General features: G+C 70.9%; 16 protein-coding genes. 7 read left to right on the forward strand and 9 right to left on the reverse strand.

What is annotated here, in order from left to right:
- Positions 1-81: 81 nt before the first annotated feature.
- The 5 genes from ACIREO_RS27390 to ACIREO_RS27410 all read left to right on the forward strand — a co-directional run bounded on the left by ACIREO_RS27390 (position 82) and on the right by ACIREO_RS27410 (position 4,598).
- Positions 82-1,320 carry a MurT ligase domain-containing protein gene (locus ACIREO_RS27390; protein ID WP_031094061.1) on the forward strand — a complete coding sequence of 413 codons (1,239 nt, stop codon included), beginning with the start codon at positions 82-84 and terminating at the stop codon, positions 1,318-1,320.
- A 34-nt stretch (positions 1,321-1,354) separates the two neighbouring features.
- Positions 1,355-2,083, forward strand: a complete 729-nt coding sequence (locus ACIREO_RS27395; protein WP_404114831.1) for a type 1 glutamine amidotransferase — start codon at positions 1,355-1,357, stop codon at positions 2,081-2,083.
- A 200-nt stretch (positions 2,084-2,283) separates the two neighbouring features.
- Positions 2,284-3,309: a 6-phosphofructokinase gene (locus ACIREO_RS27400; RefSeq protein WP_404114833.1), complete on the forward strand. Its 1,026-nt coding sequence runs from the start codon at positions 2,284-2,286 to the stop codon at positions 3,307-3,309.
- A gap of 112 nt (positions 3,310-3,421) precedes the next feature.
- On the forward strand, positions 3,422-4,372 hold the full coding sequence (locus ACIREO_RS27405) for a cytochrome c oxidase assembly protein (RefSeq protein ID WP_404114836.1): 951 nt from the start codon (positions 3,422-3,424) through the stop codon (positions 4,370-4,372).
- 67 nt (positions 4,373-4,439) lie between these two features.
- Positions 4,440-4,598: a hypothetical protein gene (locus ACIREO_RS27410; protein WP_107103313.1), complete on the forward strand. Its 159-nt coding sequence runs from the start codon at positions 4,440-4,442 to the stop codon at positions 4,596-4,598.
- Between the two features lie 57 nt (positions 4,599-4,655).
- Here ACIREO_RS27410 and ACIREO_RS27415 read toward each other — a convergent pair whose 3' ends face one another.
- From ACIREO_RS27415 to ACIREO_RS27425, 3 genes are all read right to left on the reverse strand, one after another.
- Positions 4,656-5,660: a MerR family transcriptional regulator gene (locus ACIREO_RS27415; RefSeq protein ID WP_404114839.1), complete on the reverse strand. Its 1,005-nt coding sequence runs from the start codon at positions 5,658-5,660 to the stop codon at positions 4,656-4,658.
- A 3-nt stretch (positions 5,661-5,663) separates the two neighbouring features.
- Positions 5,664-6,335: a HEAT repeat domain-containing protein gene (locus tag ACIREO_RS27420; RefSeq protein ID WP_404114841.1), complete on the reverse strand. Its 672-nt coding sequence runs from the start codon at positions 6,333-6,335 to the stop codon at positions 5,664-5,666.
- A 75-nt stretch (positions 6,336-6,410) separates the two neighbouring features.
- Positions 6,411-7,088, reverse strand: coding sequence for an SMI1/KNR4 family protein (locus ACIREO_RS27425; RefSeq protein WP_404114844.1), 678 nt, complete (start codon positions 7,086-7,088; stop codon positions 6,411-6,413).
- Between the two features lie 416 nt (positions 7,089-7,504).
- Here ACIREO_RS27425 and ACIREO_RS27430 point away from each other — a divergent pair, with 416 nt between their 5' ends.
- Both ACIREO_RS27430 and ACIREO_RS27435 read left to right on the forward strand, forming a co-directional pair.
- Positions 7,505-8,215 (forward strand): lysophospholipid acyltransferase family protein, encoded by a 711-nt coding sequence (locus tag ACIREO_RS27430; protein ID WP_404114846.1) that lies wholly within the window; start codon positions 7,505-7,507, stop codon positions 8,213-8,215.
- A gap of 64 nt (positions 8,216-8,279) precedes the next feature.
- Positions 8,280-9,329 carry an NAD-dependent epimerase/dehydratase family protein gene (locus tag ACIREO_RS27435; RefSeq protein ID WP_404114848.1) on the forward strand — a complete coding sequence of 350 codons (1,050 nt, stop codon included), beginning with the start codon at positions 8,280-8,282 and terminating at the stop codon, positions 9,327-9,329.
- A gap of 75 nt (positions 9,330-9,404) precedes the next feature.
- Here the strand turns inward: ACIREO_RS27435 and ACIREO_RS27440 are convergent, their stop codons facing one another.
- From ACIREO_RS27440 to ACIREO_RS27465, 6 genes are all read right to left on the reverse strand, one after another.
- Positions 9,405-10,967, reverse strand: coding sequence for an alpha/beta hydrolase (locus ACIREO_RS27440; RefSeq protein WP_404115096.1), 1,563 nt, complete (start codon positions 10,965-10,967; stop codon positions 9,405-9,407).
- Positions 10,968-11,137: 170 nt separating this feature from the next.
- Positions 11,138-11,923: an urease accessory protein UreD gene (locus ACIREO_RS27445; protein ID WP_404114851.1), complete on the reverse strand. Its 786-nt coding sequence runs from the start codon at positions 11,921-11,923 to the stop codon at positions 11,138-11,140.
- Positions 11,920-12,597 (reverse strand): urease accessory protein UreG, encoded by a 678-nt coding sequence (gene ureG / locus ACIREO_RS27450; protein ID WP_404114854.1) that lies wholly within the window; start codon positions 12,595-12,597, stop codon positions 11,920-11,922. The genes ACIREO_RS27445 and ureG overlap by 4 nt, the downstream gene beginning before the upstream one ends.
- Positions 12,598-12,640: 43 nt before the next feature.
- Positions 12,641-13,306 (reverse strand): urease accessory protein UreF, encoded by a 666-nt coding sequence (locus ACIREO_RS27455; RefSeq protein ID WP_404114856.1) that lies wholly within the window; start codon positions 13,304-13,306, stop codon positions 12,641-12,643.
- A gap of 17 nt (positions 13,307-13,323) precedes the next feature.
- Positions 13,324-15,045: an urease subunit alpha gene (locus ACIREO_RS27460; protein WP_404114858.1), complete on the reverse strand. Its 1,722-nt coding sequence runs from the start codon at positions 15,043-15,045 to the stop codon at positions 13,324-13,326.
- On the reverse strand, positions 15,038-15,349 hold the full coding sequence (locus tag ACIREO_RS27465; RefSeq protein WP_404114860.1) for an urease subunit beta: 312 nt from the start codon (positions 15,347-15,349) through the stop codon (positions 15,038-15,040). Before ACIREO_RS27465 ends, ACIREO_RS27460 begins: the two co-directional genes overlap by 8 nt.
- Positions 15,350-15,362 lie beyond the last annotated feature (13 nt).

Raw genomic sequence — 15,362 nt, forward strand, 5'->3', positions numbered from 1 at the left:
TTCCCCGTGGTGCCGAGGTGCGGTCGCCGCGCCGGACATCGATAGGCTGGGCGAGGACTTACGCAAGGAGGATCTAGGACGATGGCAGGCAACACGGAGCCGTTGTCGCCGCGGGCCAAGCTCGCCGTGACGGCGGGCAAGGCCGCGGCGGCGGTGTCGCGCGCTGCGGGGCGCGGCAGCGGATCGGTGATCGGCGGCCGGGTGGCGCTCAAGCTCGACCCCGACCTGCTCGGGCGGCTGGCGCAGCACCTGGACGTGATCCTCGTGTCCGCGACGAACGGCAAGACGACCACCACCCGGCTGATCGCGGAGGCGCTCACGGCCGCGGGGCCCGTCGTGTCGAACGCGCTCGGAGCCAACATGCCCGCGGGGATCACCTCCGCGCTGGCAGGCGGCTCGGACGCGCGGTACGGCGTGATCGAGGTCGACGAGAAGTACCTCGCGGGTGTGGCACGCGACACGACGCCGAAGGTGATCGCGCTGCTCAACCTCTCCCGCGACCAGCTGGACCGCGCGGCGGAGACCCGGATGCTGGCCGAGAAGTGGCGTGAGGGCCTGTCGGGCTCCAAGGCCGTGATCGTGGCCAACGCCGACGACCCGCTGATCGTCTGGGCCGCTTCCTCCTCCCCCAACGTGGTGTGGGTCGCGGCGGGACAGGCGTGGAAGGACGACGCGTGGTCCTGCCCGTCCTGCGGCGGCGTGATGCAGCGCCCCGGTGACGACTGGTTCTGCGGCGAGTGCGGTTTCCGCCGGCCTGCGCCCAGCTGGGCACTGAACGGCGACTACGTCCTGGACCCGCACGGTTCGGCGTGGCCGATCCACCTCCAGCTGCCGGGCCGGGCCAACAAGGCCAACGCCACGAGCTCCGCCGCCGTGGCAGCGGTCTTCGGCGTGCCCCCGCAGGTCGCCCTGGAGCGCATGTACCAGGTGCAGGCCGTGGCGGGCCGCTACGACGTCGTCACCTTCCTCGGCCGTGAGCTCCGGCTCCTGCTGGCGAAGAACCCGGCGGGCTGGCTCGAGACGTTCTCCCTGATCGACCCGCCGCCCACTCCGGTGATCCTCTCGGTGAACGCCCGCGGCGCGGACGGCACGGACACCTCCTGGCTGTGGGACGTCGACTACACCCAGCTCTACGGTCACCCGATCTTCGTGCTCGGTGACCGCAAGCTGGACCTGGCGGTCCGGCTCGAGGTGGCCGGACTGGACTTCCGTGTCTGCGAGACCCTGGACGAGGCCGTCCAGATGGCTCCGCCCGGCCGCATCGAGGTCATCGCCAACTACACCGCCTTCCAGGATCTGCGCCGTCGTGTCGGCAACTGACCCCCGCGCGGGCAACCCCCGGAGAGGACGAAGCATGAGCAACAACAGCCTGCGGCTGGTGTGGGTCTACCCCGACCTCCTCAGCACCTACGGCGACCAGGGCAATGCTCTGGTGGTGGAGCGCCGGGCCCGCCAGCGCGGTCTCGACGTGTCCCGCGTGGACGTGCGCAGCGACCAGCCCATCCCGACGTCGGGCGACATCTACCTGATCGGGGGCGGCGAGGACCGGCCGCAGCGGCTCGCCTCGGAGCGGCTGCGCCGTGACGGCGGTCTGAACAGGGCCGCGGCGAACGGCGCGATCATCTTCTCGGTCTGCGCGGGCTACCAGATCCTCGGACACGAGTTCGTCAACGACCTCGGCGAGCGCGAGCCCGGCCTCGGGCTGCTCGACGTCGTCTCGACCCGGGGTGAGGGCGCCCGGTGCGTGGGCGACGTGCTCGGCGACATCGATCCCAACCTGGGGCTGCCGCCGCTGACCGGTTTCGAGAACCACCAGGGCATCACCCACCTCGGCCCCTCGGCGCGTCCGTTCGCCCGGGTGCGTCTCGGCCGGGGCAACGGCACGGGTGACGGCACGGAGGGCGCGTACAACGACACCGTCTTCGGTACGTACATGCACGGGCCGGTCCTGGCACGCAACCCGCTGATCGCGGACCTGCTGCTGAAGCTGGCCCTGGATGTGAACGCGCTGCCGCCGTGCGACGACCGGTGGTACGAGGCGCTGCGCGCCGAGCGGATCGCGGCGGCGGCCCAGCCCGCCTGACGTATCCCGCCCTGCACCTCACCTGCGGACCGGCTCTTCCCGAAGGGCCGGTCCGCTCGTGCGTGGCCGGTGTACATCCGGTGGACGTCCAGCAGTCGGACAGTGGGTTCGGTCCGGCCACCCCGCGCCGGTAGGGTGGCGGGGATCCAACCGGACGACGTGGTCCGGCGTCGGCCCACGTTGCAAAGGTTTCCCGGGCAATGCGAATTGGTGTGCTCACCTCCGGCGGCGACTGCCCCGGCCTCAACGCCGTCATCCGTTCCGTCGTGCACCGCGCGGTGGTCGACCACGGCGACGAGGTCATCGGCTTCCACGACGGCTGGAAGGGCCTCCTCGAGTGCGACTACCGCAAGCTCGACCTCGACGCGGTCGGCGGCATCCTCGCCCGTGGCGGCACGATCCTCGGTTCCTCCCGCGTCCAGCCCGCGCACCTGCGTGACGGCGTCGAGCGCGCGAAGGGCCATGTCGCCGATCTCGGGCTGGACGCGATCATCCCGATCGGCGGCGAGGGCACGCTGAAGGCCGCCAACCTCCTCTCCGAGGCGGGCCTGCCCATCGTCGGTGTGCCCAAGACCATCGACAACGACATCTCGTCCACCGACGTGACCTTCGGTTTCGACACGGCGGTCGGGGTCGCGACCGAGGCGCTGGACCGGCTGAAGACGACGGCCGAGTCGCATCAGCGGGTGCTGATCGTCGAGGTCATGGGCCGGCACACCGGCTGGATCGCGCTGCACTCGGGCATGGCCGCCGGTGCGCACGCCATCGTCGTACCCGAGCGTCCCTTCGACATCGACGAGCTGACCGCGCTGGTCGGCAAGCGCTTCTCGGACGGCAAGAAGTTCGCGATCGTCGTCGTGGCGGAGGGCGCCAAGCCCCGGGAGGGCTCCATGGAGTTCGCCCAGGGCACGAAGGACATCTACGGCCACGAGCGCTTCGCCGGGGTGGCGACGCAGCTCTCCGGTGAGCTGGAGCAGCGCCTCGGCAAGGAGGCCCGCCCGGTGATCCTCGGCCATGTGCAGCGCGGCGGCACCCCGACCGCGTACGACCGTGTCCTGGCCACCCGCTTCGGCTGGCACGCGGTGGAGGCCGCTCACCGCGGTGAGTTCGGCATGATGACGGCGCTGCGCGGCACGGACATCACCATGGTTCCGCTGGCGGCGGCCGTGGAGACCCTCAAGACGGTTCCGGCCGAGCGCTACGCCGAGGCCCAGGTCGTGCTCTGATCCGTCGCGACACCCCTGGAACCGCCCCCGGCCGCACCCGCGGCCGGGGGCGGTTCTAGTCTGGACCGGACAACAGGCACGAAACGGGGACGTCCCCAGCGGGAGTGAAGAGATGGATCACGGCGGGCACGGCATGAACATGGATCTGCCGCCGTTCACGCTGGGACGCGGGCTCGAGTTCTCCGCGGACCCCTTCTTCCTGGCCGGCTGCGTCGCCGCTCTCGTCCTGTACGGCTACGGAGTCGTGCGGCTGCGCGTGCGGGGCGACGCCTGGCCGGTGAACCGGATCGTGTTCTTCGTCATCGGCGTGCTGTCCATCGCCCTGGTGATGTGTACGGCACTCAACGACTACGGCATGGTCATGTTCAGCGTGCACATGGTGCAGCACATGGTGATCAGCATGGTCTCGCCGATCCTGCTGCTCCTCGGCGCCCCGGTGACACTGACGTTGCGGGCGCTGCCCGTGGCGGGGCGGGGCCGTACAGGACCGCGCGAGCTGCTGCTCAAGCTGCTCCACAGTCGCTATATGAAGATCATCACGCATCCGGTCTTCACGATCCCGCTCTTCATCGCGAGCCTGTACGGGCTCTACTTCACTCCGTTGTTCGACTTCCTGATGGGGTCGAGGACGGGCCACATCGCGATGATGGTGCACTTCCTCGCGGTCGGCCTGGTGTTCTTCTGGCCGATCATGGGCATCGACCCGGGCCCGCACAGGCCCGGTTACGTGATGCGGATGCTGGAGCTCTTCGCCGGCATGCCGTTCCACGCGTTCTTCGGGATCGCGCTGATGATGGCGAGCCAGCCGATGGTGAAGGCGTACGAGAATCCCCCGGCCTCGCTCGGCATCGATGCCCTGGGCGACCAGTCCGCGGCCGGCGGCATCGCGTGGGCCTTCAGCGAGATCCCGTCCGTGCTGGTGCTGATCGCACTGGTCTTCCAGTGGTACCGCTCGGAGCAGCGGACGGCCAAGCGCACCGACCGCGCCGCGGACCGGGACGGCGACCAGGAGCTGAAGGCGTACAACGCCTATCTCGCCTCATTGCAGGCGCGCGGGCAGTAGCGGTGGGCACCCCCGAGGGGTGACCATGGCTTCACCGGCCGTGCGGCCGGGTGAGGAGCGTGCGCTCATGCCTGGATCCACGAAAACCATGGGAGTGCTCACGGTCGGCGCGCTGGTCGCGGTGACGGCGTACACGGTGGCACTGGGGAGCAACGGCTGGCTCTGGTTCGGCTGGGTGGTCCTGGGACTCGCCACTCTGGGAATGCTCGCTACCCGGGACACCTGAGGTGTGAGTGCCCGGCCTCGGTCCTCCCGCCGCCTGCCCGGCGGGGGGAGGCGGCCGTCATTCCGCGGCCCGCCTGCCGAGCAGATATTCCGCGGTGACCGCGACCCCGCGGTCCTCGTCGTGCGACAGCTCCTCGAGGGCGCGGTCCGTCGTGGCACCCGGGATGTCCGCGAGGGCCTGGGTCAGACGTCTGCGTACGGCCGGATCGGCGGCGGGCCGGGCGAGGCGCTCGACGAGGCCGCCCGCGATCCGGTCCGCCGACGCGGGACGCCCGGCCATCGCGCTGAGCGCGTCGGCCGCGTCGACGTCTCTCATCTCCTCGACGATCATGTCGATGAGCGTCGGCACCGCCTCGGCCAGGCCTCGCGCCCCGAGTTCCAGTGCCGCGTAACCGCGGACCACGAGGTCACCGCTCGCGAGGGCGCCCCGCAGCAGAGCGGTCACCTCGTCCCCCGGGATCTCGACGAGGGCCTGCACGGCGCGCTTGCGCACCTCCGCGGCCGGTGAGACGAGCCCCTCCGCCAGCAACGCCGGTCCGCCGTCGCCCGACCGCGCCAGGGCCCAGCGGAGCGCACCGGCCACATGCGGGTCCGCCTCGCTCAGTGCCGCCTCGACCAGTGCTTCCACCGGCATCGCTGCCTCGTCGGCCGAGGACAGCGCCGCGCGCTGCCGCTGCCCGGCACTCTCCGACCTCAGGGCATGGAGGAGTGCCACGGTCTGGAGGACGTCCTCCCAGCCGGCGGGTTGCGCGGCTCCGATCCGGTCGAGCCGGGTGAGCAGCTCCGTCTCGCGGGCGACGCGTTCGCGTGTCTCGCGGATCAGGTCCTCCACGAGTGCGGAGGGGGTGAAGCCCGGGTCGTCCAGCGCGCGGCCGACGTCACGCAACGACAGGCCGAGCGACCGCAGGCTCTCGATATGGAAGATCCGCCGGATGTCTTCCTCGGAGTACTCCCGGTAGCCGCCCCCGGTCCTCCCCGTCGGCCGCAGCAGCCCGAGCGACTCGTAATGCCGGAGCATGCGCGCGCTGACCCCGGACCGCCGTGCCACCTCACCGATCAACACGTACTAGCTTCCCTCTCCTCCGGCCGTCCCCAGGGCCACCACGCGCTTCGCCTCCTCGATCGCGAACTCGAAGCCGGCGTCCGGGTCGTGCAGCAGCCGTTCCGTGGCGATCGCGTGGGCGCGCACAGCCGGGACGGGGTGTGCCGTCGCCGCGCGCAGGACCGGCAGGATCATCTCACCGAGCGCGATCAGCGCCTGGCTGAGGCTCAGCTGCATCTCCCGTCCGCCCCGGCCGAGCTGGGCTGTCAGCGCCTCGGCCAGCCCGGCTTCCCCGCCTTCGGGTACGAGCACGACGGCCGCCCGCCACGCGCTCCGTGCCACCTCGTCGTCGGCGTCGGACAGCAACGCCGGGGTGATCGCGGGCCATGCCTGCCGGTCCCCGATCTTGGACAGGGTGTGCAGGGCCTGGCTCCGTGCCTGGGCACACTCCGACCGGAGTTCACCGAGAAGCCCCGGGACCGTCGCCGGAGCCGACTGGCGGGTCAGCGCCCAGGTGAGCATTTCGCGTACCTGGAAATCCGGTTCGACCGCGCAGCGTTCGACGAGCGTGTCGATGAACCGGGGGTCGGGAGCCGTTCCGACCGCCATGGCCGCCCGAAGCCGCACGGACGAGCGGTCGTCCTTCAGCCCTCGGAGGGCACGCGTCACATGCGTGTCCTGTTGTGGCAGGGTCATCGCTACCACCTCCTGGGCCACAGTGAAGACCTTGTCACCGTGACAAGGTCAACGCGGCATGCCCGGCCCTGGGCCTCATTCCGTCGGCTTCCTGCGCTCCCAGGCGTCCCGGACCCCCAGGGGGATCCGTCCCCGGGGCGGCACGGCGTAGCCGTGGGCCCGTGCCCAGGAGCGGATCGAACGGGTGTCGACGGGCCGCGAGCCGGCGAGAGGGGCCGGCTCCCGGAGGACGGGGCGTGCGGGTGCGAAGCGGGCGGACGGCTCGACGAGGCCGGCCGGGAACAGGGGTACCTGGGCCTGCCCGCCGAGGACCGCGGTGAGGAACGCGGTCAAGGTCCCGTCGTACGTGAACCATCCCGGGCCCCGGGCCTCGTTGACCGCGATGCGCCAGTGGTCGGGGTCCGCCGCGGGGTCCGTGATCCAGAAGAGGTACTCACCGTTGTCGGTTCCGGCGCACGCGAAGAGCGTCTCCGGATCGTACGGAACGGGATGCGTCCCCTGTTCGTCGTCCTTGCGCAGCTGTGCCCGGATCCGACCGGGCATGGGGCCCGTGAGGTTGACGAACTCGGTCATGCCCTGCGGGTGGTAGACGTGGACGTAGTCGTTGAACACTCCGGGCCCGTAGCGGTCGGCCAGCTGTTTGTAGTCCTGTGGCAGCGACATGCCGAGGCTCGCTTCGACCGCCTGCCAGTGGCTGTTCATGGCCTGGCCCGGAGGCGGGCAGAGCTGGGTGAGGGCGGTGATTCCGGCCATGGGATTCCTGAGGCTCCAGTCCTGGATCGTGATCATCCAGCCGGCGGCGTCGTCGTGGCGTCGGCTCCTCGGCCCAGTCTGACGGATGGACGCAACTGATACCCTCCCCCGCGCCCGGCCGTCGAGAGGCCGTGACACCGGTGCGCAGCGGGTCCCGCACCTGCGCCACCCGCCGCGCAGGGCCTCCCGGAGGTCCCGGGAACAGGGCTACGATCGACCGCCCGAGCCGAGATGCGGGTTCCCCGCACGGACCATCGGCCGGCGTACGTCAGATGAGGCGACAAGGAGTGGGTACCAGTCCCAACGGGCCGAGCCGCAGTCGGCCGCTCCGTCGAGTCGGCCGACAGCGACGACACCGCGTGTGACCTGGCAGAAACGCGGCCAACAGCCCGGTCCGTAAGGCTAGGAGAGAAGCTGTGTTCTATTACGTCCTGAAGTATGTCGTGCTGGGCCCCTTGCTCCGGCTGGTGTTCCGGCCCCGTATCGAGGGGCTGGAACACATTCCCGACGACGGTGCCGCCATCGTCGCGGGCAACCATCTCTCCTTCTCCGACCACTTCCTGATGCCCGCGATCCTCAAGCGCCGCATCACGTTCCTCGCGAAGGCCGAGTACTTCACCGGCCCCGGGATCAAGGGGAAGCTGACAGCGGCGTTCTTCCACAGCATCGGGCAGATCCCCGTGGACCGGTCCGGCAAGGAGGCGGGGCAGGCGGCCATCCGTGAGGGTCTGGGGGTGCTGAGCAAGGGTGAACTGCTGGGCATCTATCCGGAGGGCACCCGCTCCCACGACGGGCGGCTGTACAAGGGCAAGGTCGGCGTCGCGGTGATGGCCGTCAGGGCGGGCGTCCCGGTCGTGCCGTGCGCGATGGTCGGCACGTTCGAGATCCAGCCGCCCGGACAGAAGATGCCCAAGGTCAAGCGGGTCACGATCCGGTTCGGCGAGCCGCTGGACTTCTCCCGCTACGCCGGTCTTGAGGACCAGAAGGCGGCGATCCGGGCGGTCACGGACGAGATCATGTACGCCATCCTCGGCCTCTCCGGACAGGAGTACGTCGACGAGTACGCGGTCAAGGCGAAGGCGGCGCATGCCGAGGAGCCCAGGAAGTTCCCACGTCGGCCACGCTGAGCGGGGAATCTGCTGTGGGCAGATTCCCCTGGTCCGGCCGATGGGCCCCCCGTAGCGTTCCCGTATGAGCAGAGGACGAGCGTTCGTACTGGGAGCCACCGGACAGATCGGCCGTCCCGCGGTGCGGGCTCTGGCCGAGGACGGCTGGGAGGTGACGGCGGCCTCGCGCGGAGGCGGCCGGGACGACGACTGGGGCGAGGGGGTCCGCGCCGCCGCGCTGGACCGCGAGGAGGAGGGGGCGCTGGAGGCGGCGCTGGGCGACGGCTGTGATGTCCTCGTCGACGTGGTCGCCTTCGGCCGGGATCATGCCGCGCAGCTGGCCGGGCTCGCGGGCCGGGTGGGCTCTGCGGTCGTCATCTCCAGCGGCGCGGTGTACGAGGACGCGTCGGGCCGCAGTTTCGACACGCAGGACAAGCCGGACGGCTTCCCGGAGTATCCGGTGCCGCTCCCGGAGACACAACGCACGGTCGCCCCGGGTGACAGGACGTACGGGACGCGGAAGGTCCTCCTCGAACAGGAACTGCTCGCGGCCGGCGACGCGTTGCCGGTGACGCTGCTCCGGGCGGGCGCGATCCACGGGCCGCATGGCCGGACGCCGCGCGAGCTGTACTTCGTCAAGCGGCTGGTGGACGGACGCCGACGGCGAGTCCTCGCGTACGAAGGGGCGAGCCGCTTCCATCCGGCCCATGTGTCCAACGTCGCCGAGCTGATACGCCTCGCCGCTCTGCGGCCGGGCTCCCGGGTGCTCAACGCGGGGGATCCACAGGCACCGACCGTCGCCGAGATCGGCGCAGCCGTCGACGAGGTGCTCGGCCTGGAGACCGAGACGGTGCTGGTGACGGGTGCGCCGCCCGAGGGCGGCATCGGGGAGACACCGTGGAGCGTCGCGCATCCCGTCGTCTACGACATGTCGGCTGCCGAGCGGGAGTTGGGCTACCGCCCGGTGACGGGGTACGCCGAGTCGCTGCCGCCGACCGTCGAATGGCTCGCCGCACAGCTCCGCGGACGCGACTGGAGGCACGCCTTCCCGAAGATGCTGCGCAGCTACGGCGAGGCCCTCTTCGACTACGCCGCGGAGGACGCCTGGCTGGAGCGGTACGACAGGAAGGCCTGAGCACGCCATCACGGGCCGAGGGGTGAACGGGCGGCCGCCGGAAGACATCGGCCGCCCGCTCACGTCAGGTGGTGATCACGGCGTCGGTGTGGCGTGCGGAGTGCACGTCACGTCGCGCCGGTCGGTCTTCCCCGTGAGCAGGTAGGTGTCCACCCGCTCGTTGATGCAGGGGTTGACCAGCCCGGTGACACCGTGCGAGCCGGCGCCCTTCTCGGTGATGAGACGAGAGCCCTTGAAGCGCTTGTGCAGCTCGACGGCGCCCTCGTACGGGGTGGCGGCGTCGCGTGTGGACTGCACGATCAGCACCGGAGGCAGGCCCTTGCCGGTACGGACGTCCAGCGGGGTCTGCTGCTTGGCCGGCCAGGTCGCACACGGCAGGTTCATCCAGGCGTTGGCCCAGGTCATGAACGGGTACTCCTGGTGCAGCCGGGTGTTGTCGCGGTCCCACTTCTTCCAGCTGGTGGGCCACTTCGCGTCCGCGCACTCGACCGCCGTGTACACGGCGTTGCCGTTCTCCGAGCTGATGTTGCCCGCGGTGTCCGACAGGTCGGGTGCCGCGGCGTCGATCAGCGCCTGGGTGTCGCCGCCCAGGTAGTCGCTCCAGACCTGTGCGGTGGGCGCCCAGGCGGAGTCGTAGTACGGCGCGCCCTGGAAGAATCCGATGAGTTCGGCGGGGCCGAGGACGCCGCCGATCGGGCTCTTCTTGGCCGCGGCGCGCAGGGTCAGCCAGGCCTGCTCGACCTTCTCGGGCGTGTCACCGATGTGGTAGGCCGCGTCGTTCTCGGCGACCCACGCCTTCCAGTCGTTCCAGCGTGTCTGGAAGGCGATGTCCTGGTTGAGGTTGGCCTCGTACCAGATGTTGTCCTTCGCGGGGTCGACCACGCTGTCGACGACCATACGGCGTACGTGCGACGGGAAGAGCGTGCCGTAGACCGCGCCAAGGTAGGTGCCGTAGGAGACACCCAGGAAGTTGAGCTTCCGCTCACCGAGCGCGGCGCGGATGACATCGAGGTCGCGTGCGGTGTTGGGCGTCGTCATGTGCGGCAGCATGTCGCCGCTGCGCTCGGCGCAGCCGTCGGCGTACTCGGCCGCGAGCTTGCGCTGGGCCCGCTTGTCGGCCTCGCTGCCCGGCACCGGATCGGCCTTCGGGGCCTTCACGGACTCCTGCGGGTCGATGCAGGAGATCGGCGCGGAGTGGCCGACCCCGCGCGGGTCGAAGCCGACGAAGTCGTATGCCTGCGCGGTCTTCGTCCAGAGCGGGTTCTTGGTGACGACGCGCTTGGGGAACGCCATGCCCGAGCCGCCGGGGCCTCCGGGGTTGTAGACGAGCGCGCCCTGGCGTTCGTCCTTCGTGCCCGTGCTGACGTGCCGGTCGACCGCGAGCTTGATCCGCTTGCCGTTCGGCTTGGCGTAGTCGAGCGGAACGCTCACCCAGCCGCACTGGATGGGTGCGGCGATCGCCCAGTCGGCCGGACAGTCCGTCCAGTCGATTCCGGCCTTCGCCGCCCGGGCCGCGGCGATCTGGACACCGCGCGCCTCCTGGTCGCCGTGGTGCCGGCCGTCGGCACCGGCGGCCGGTGCGGCTATCGCCCCCGCTATGAGCGTGCCCGCGATCAGAGTGCCGGCCGAACCGAGCATCGCTGTGCGTCTCAAGTGGAACCTCCCCCTGTGTGATGCGCCGCACGCTCGCGGCGCATTGGTTCATGCGTCCAGGAGGATCCTTTCGTCTGTGAGGCTGCTGAGAACAGGGCGTACGCATGTTTCTTTACCGAACCAATAACCGGAGACCTCTGTCCCGCTGAGCGAACTCACGCTCCTCGAAGGGCCTTTGCCTCCTTCAGCAGACCTTCCAGCGCCTCGTCCAGCACCGCGCGCAGCAGCCGTGCGTCGGCGGCGAGCGCCGTCACCAGGACGGCGGGGCCGGCCAGGGGGGTGAGCGCGGCGGTGGGGCCGAGCAGCCGTGGCGCGGGAAGGCCGCCGTCGAACGCGGGGTCGACGAGCAGCAGCTGCCCCACGGCACGGTGGCCGCCCAGGACGGCCCCGCCGTCCCAGCCGCCGGGCGCTCCAGGCCCGTAGGCCAACTGCTGGTCGAGCAGCGGCCGCCCGGCTCTGCGCACGGTCAGACGCGTCGAGAGCCGGCCGGTGAGCTCGCCGTGCCGGCCCAGGATCTGTTCCTCACGCAGCACCAGGCGTGCGGTGCCGGCGAGTTCTGCCCGGGTGGTCATGTCGAGCTCGCTGCCGTGCGCGGAGACGATCTGTTCGGGGATCCAGTGGAGTTCCGCCCCCTCCCCCACGCCGAGGCGCACGTCGTACGAGGCGGCGCCGGCGTCCGGGCCGGCCCCCGGCAGCGCCACGGTGGCGGCGGCGGAGTCCACCGTCACCCGGGCGCCGTTCTCCACCCGGGCCTCGACGGCGAGCCGGTCGCCGCCGAGCGGTGCGCTCATCGCGCCGACAACGGTGACACGCGCGCGGGCGGGATCCGGCGATCTGGTCCGGCGCAGGGCGAGCGGCCCCTCGCTCTCGAGGACCGGGAGCACGGTGGACCCCCGCCCGTCTGTGGCCGCCGTGATCCTGGCGGTGGCCGTGACGCTCATGCGGTCCAGTCCGCGAGCCGTGCCCGCACCCAGTCGGCGACGGGGGCGACGCCGTCGGCACCCGTCAGTGAGGTGAACACCACGGGGAGGTCACCGCGCTGTTCGGCGGAGTCGCGTGCCATCCGGTCCAGGTCGGAGCCGACGTAGGGGGCGAGGTCGGTCTTGTTGATGACGAGCAGATCGGCGGTGGTGACACCTGGACCGCCCTTGCGGGGGATGTCGTCACCGCCCGCGACGTCGATCACGAAGACCTGTGCGTCGACGAGGCCCTTGGAGAAGGTCGCGGTGAGGTTGTCCCCGCCCGACTCGACGAGGATGAGATCGAGGGGCCCCACGGAGGCCTCCAGGTCCTCGACCGCTTCGAGGTTGGCGGAGATGTCGTCCCGGATCGCGGTGTGGGGGCAGGCGCCGGTCTCGACGGCCTGGATGCGCTCGGGCGGCAGCACCGCGTTGCGGAGCAGGAAGGCGGCGTCCTCGCGGGTGTAGATGTCGTTGGTGACGACGGCGATGGAGACCCGGTCGCGCAGTGTGCGGCAGAGGGCGGCGACGGTGGCCGTCTTGCCCGATCCGACCGGTCCCCCCAGGCCGATCCGCAGCGCGCGGCGGGTGCCGTCGGGGCGCGTGGAGTCGGCGCTGACGGCAGCCGGGCCGTGGTGCGCGTGGTCGAGATGCATGGGTGCGGCTCCTGGTGATGACGGTGAGCTGGGGTTCGCGGGATCAGGACGCGAACAGGCGGACGGACCAGGCCGCGTGGGCCTCGGCGAAGATGTCGAGCAGCGGGGCGGAAGCGGCGGGCAGGGCTTCGATGCCGTGCCGCGCGGCCTCGGCGGCCTGTTCGGCGACCTGGTCGAGGGCGGGCGCGAGCCGGGCGAGGACAGCGGTGGCCTCGAAGGGGTCCAGGGACAGCAGACGGACCACCGCCGTGGCCGGGCCGCTGACCGTTTCGTAGGCGACGCAGTGTGCGGCGTCGGCGGGTTCCAGACCGGCGGCACGTGCGGTGAGCCCGAGGACGACCGGCTGGTGGGCACCGCGTGGCCGGGCTTCGGCGAGCGCGGCCAGTTCGGCGCTCGGCCAGGTAGCCCGCGCCGCCCTCATGAGCTGCCGGCCCAGCTTGCGGGCCACGTTCCTGAGGGCGGGCGAAGGCGTCCGGGCGTCCGCGGCCTCGTCGAGGGCGAGCGGATCGAGGCCCTGGGTCGCGGCGGCGGCCAGGGCGGCGGAGGTGAGTCCGGTGGTGTGGAGCCGGCCCAGGCAGAAGTCCGCCAGGTCCTCGGCGTTCCGGATGCGTCCCGCCTTGACGGCCGGCTCGGCACCACCGGAGTGGGCGTGCCCACCGGCGGGGAACCGGCCGTCGGCGAGGACGAGCAGGGCCGCGCGCGTCGTCATGGAGTGCCGTCCTGCGTTCAGAAGAGGAAATAGCGCTGGGCCATGGGGAGTTCAGCGGCGGGGGCGGCCTCGACCGGATCACCGTCGATGGTGACGGCGAAGCTGTCGGGGTCGACCTGGACCCGGGGCAGGGCGTCGTTCTCCCTCATGTCCGCCTTGGTGACGCCACGGGTGCTGGTGATCGGCACGAACTCCTTGCCGAGCCCCAGGCGCTCCGGCAGCCCTGCCTCGATGGCGGCCGAGGACACGAAGTTGAGGGAGTTGGCCGCCGGCGCCCGGCCCACAGCGCCGAACATCGGGCGCGGCATGACCGGTTGCGGGGTGGGGATCGAGGCGTTGGCGTCGCCCATCTGCGCGTACGCGATCTGGCCGCCCTTGATCACGGTCTGCGGCTTGACGCCGAAGAACGCCGGATCCCACAGCACGAGGTCGGCGAGTTTGCCGGTCTCGACGGAGCCGATCTCGCTGTCCAGTCCCTGGGCCACCGCCGGGTTGATCGTGTATTTGGCGACATAGCGACGTGCCCGGTGGTTGTCGGCACGGCTGTCGCCCGGCAGGGCTCCGCGTCGCCGCTTCATCACATGGGCGGTCTGCCAGGTACGCAGGATGACCTCGCCGATACGGCCCATAGCCTGGGAGTCCGAGGAGATGATCGAAATGGCCCCGAGGTCATGGAGGATGTCCTCTGCCGCGATGGTCGAGGGCCGGATCCGGGACTCGGCGAAGGCGAGGTCCTCGGGCACCGTGGGGTTGAGGTGGTGGCAGACCATCAGCATGTCGAGGTGTTCCTCGATGGTGTTGACGGTGTGCGGCCGTGTCGGGTTGGTGGAGCTGGGCAGGACGTAGGGCTCCGAGACCACACTGATGATGTCGGGAGCGTGCCCGCCCCCCGCGCCTTCGGTGTGGTAGGCGTGGATGGAGCGCCCGGCGATGGCCGCCAGCGTGTCGGCGACGAACCCGGCCTCGTTGAGTGTGTCCGTGTGGATGGCGAGCTGGGCGCCGGTCTCCTCACACACACCCAGGCAGGCATCGATGACGGCGGGGGTGGCACCCCAGTCCTCATGGATCTTGAATCCCAGCGCTCCGGCCCGCAGTTGGGAGTGCATGGCCTCCCGGGACATCGTGTTGCCTTTGCCGAGCAGACCGATGTTGACCGGGTACCCCTCGAGCGCCTCGAACATCCGGGCAAGGTGCCAGGGGCCCGGGGTGATCGTCGTGGCCTTGGTCCCCTCGGCCGGGCCCGTGCCTCCACCGACGAGTGTGGTGATCCCGGAGGAGAGCGCCTGGTCGACGAGGGTCGGCGAGATGAAGTGGACGTGCGCGTCGACGGCACCGGCGGTGACGAACTTGCCGTTGCCCGCGATGATCTCGGTTTCGGGGCCGATGACCAGCTCGGAGTGGACGCCGTCCATCGTGTCCGGGTTCCCTGCCTTGCCGATCCCGGTGATCCGGCCGTCGCGGATGCCGATGTCGGCCTTGACGACGCCCCAGTGGTCGATGATGACGGCGCCCGTGATGACGGTGTCCGGGGCGCCTTCGGCGCGGGTGGTCCGCGCCTGGCCCATCGACTCACGGATCACCTTGCCCCCGCCGAACACCGCCTCGTCACCGGCCCGTCCGGGGCCCCCCGAACGGTCCTCCTCGATCTCGACGACGAGGTCGGTGTCGGCGAGACGGATGCGGTCGCCTGTGGTGGGCCCGAACAGATCGGCGTACACGGGGCGGCTGAGCTCAGGCATCGAGGGAACCTCCGGTGTCGCCGCGCAGTCCGGGGACGATGCGCAGACCTGCGAGCGGGACGAGTTCGACGTCGACGGGGATACCGGGCTCGAAGCGCACAGCGGTTCCGGCGGCGATGTTCAGCCGCAGCCCGTGGGCGGCACGGCGGTCGAAGTCCAGGCCGGGGTTGGCCTCGGCGAAGTGGTAGTGCGAGCCGACCTGGACGGGCCGGTCCGCGGCGTTGAGGACGGTGAGACGGGTGACGGGGCGCCCCTCGTTGAGCGCGACCCGCCCCTCCGCGAACAGGATCTCTCCGGGAATCATCGGCCGCTTCCCG

The organism is Streptomyces sp. NPDC102441, from assembly GCF_044765585.1.
Taxonomy (GTDB): Bacteria; Actinomycetota; Actinomycetes; order Streptomycetales; family Streptomycetaceae; genus Streptomyces.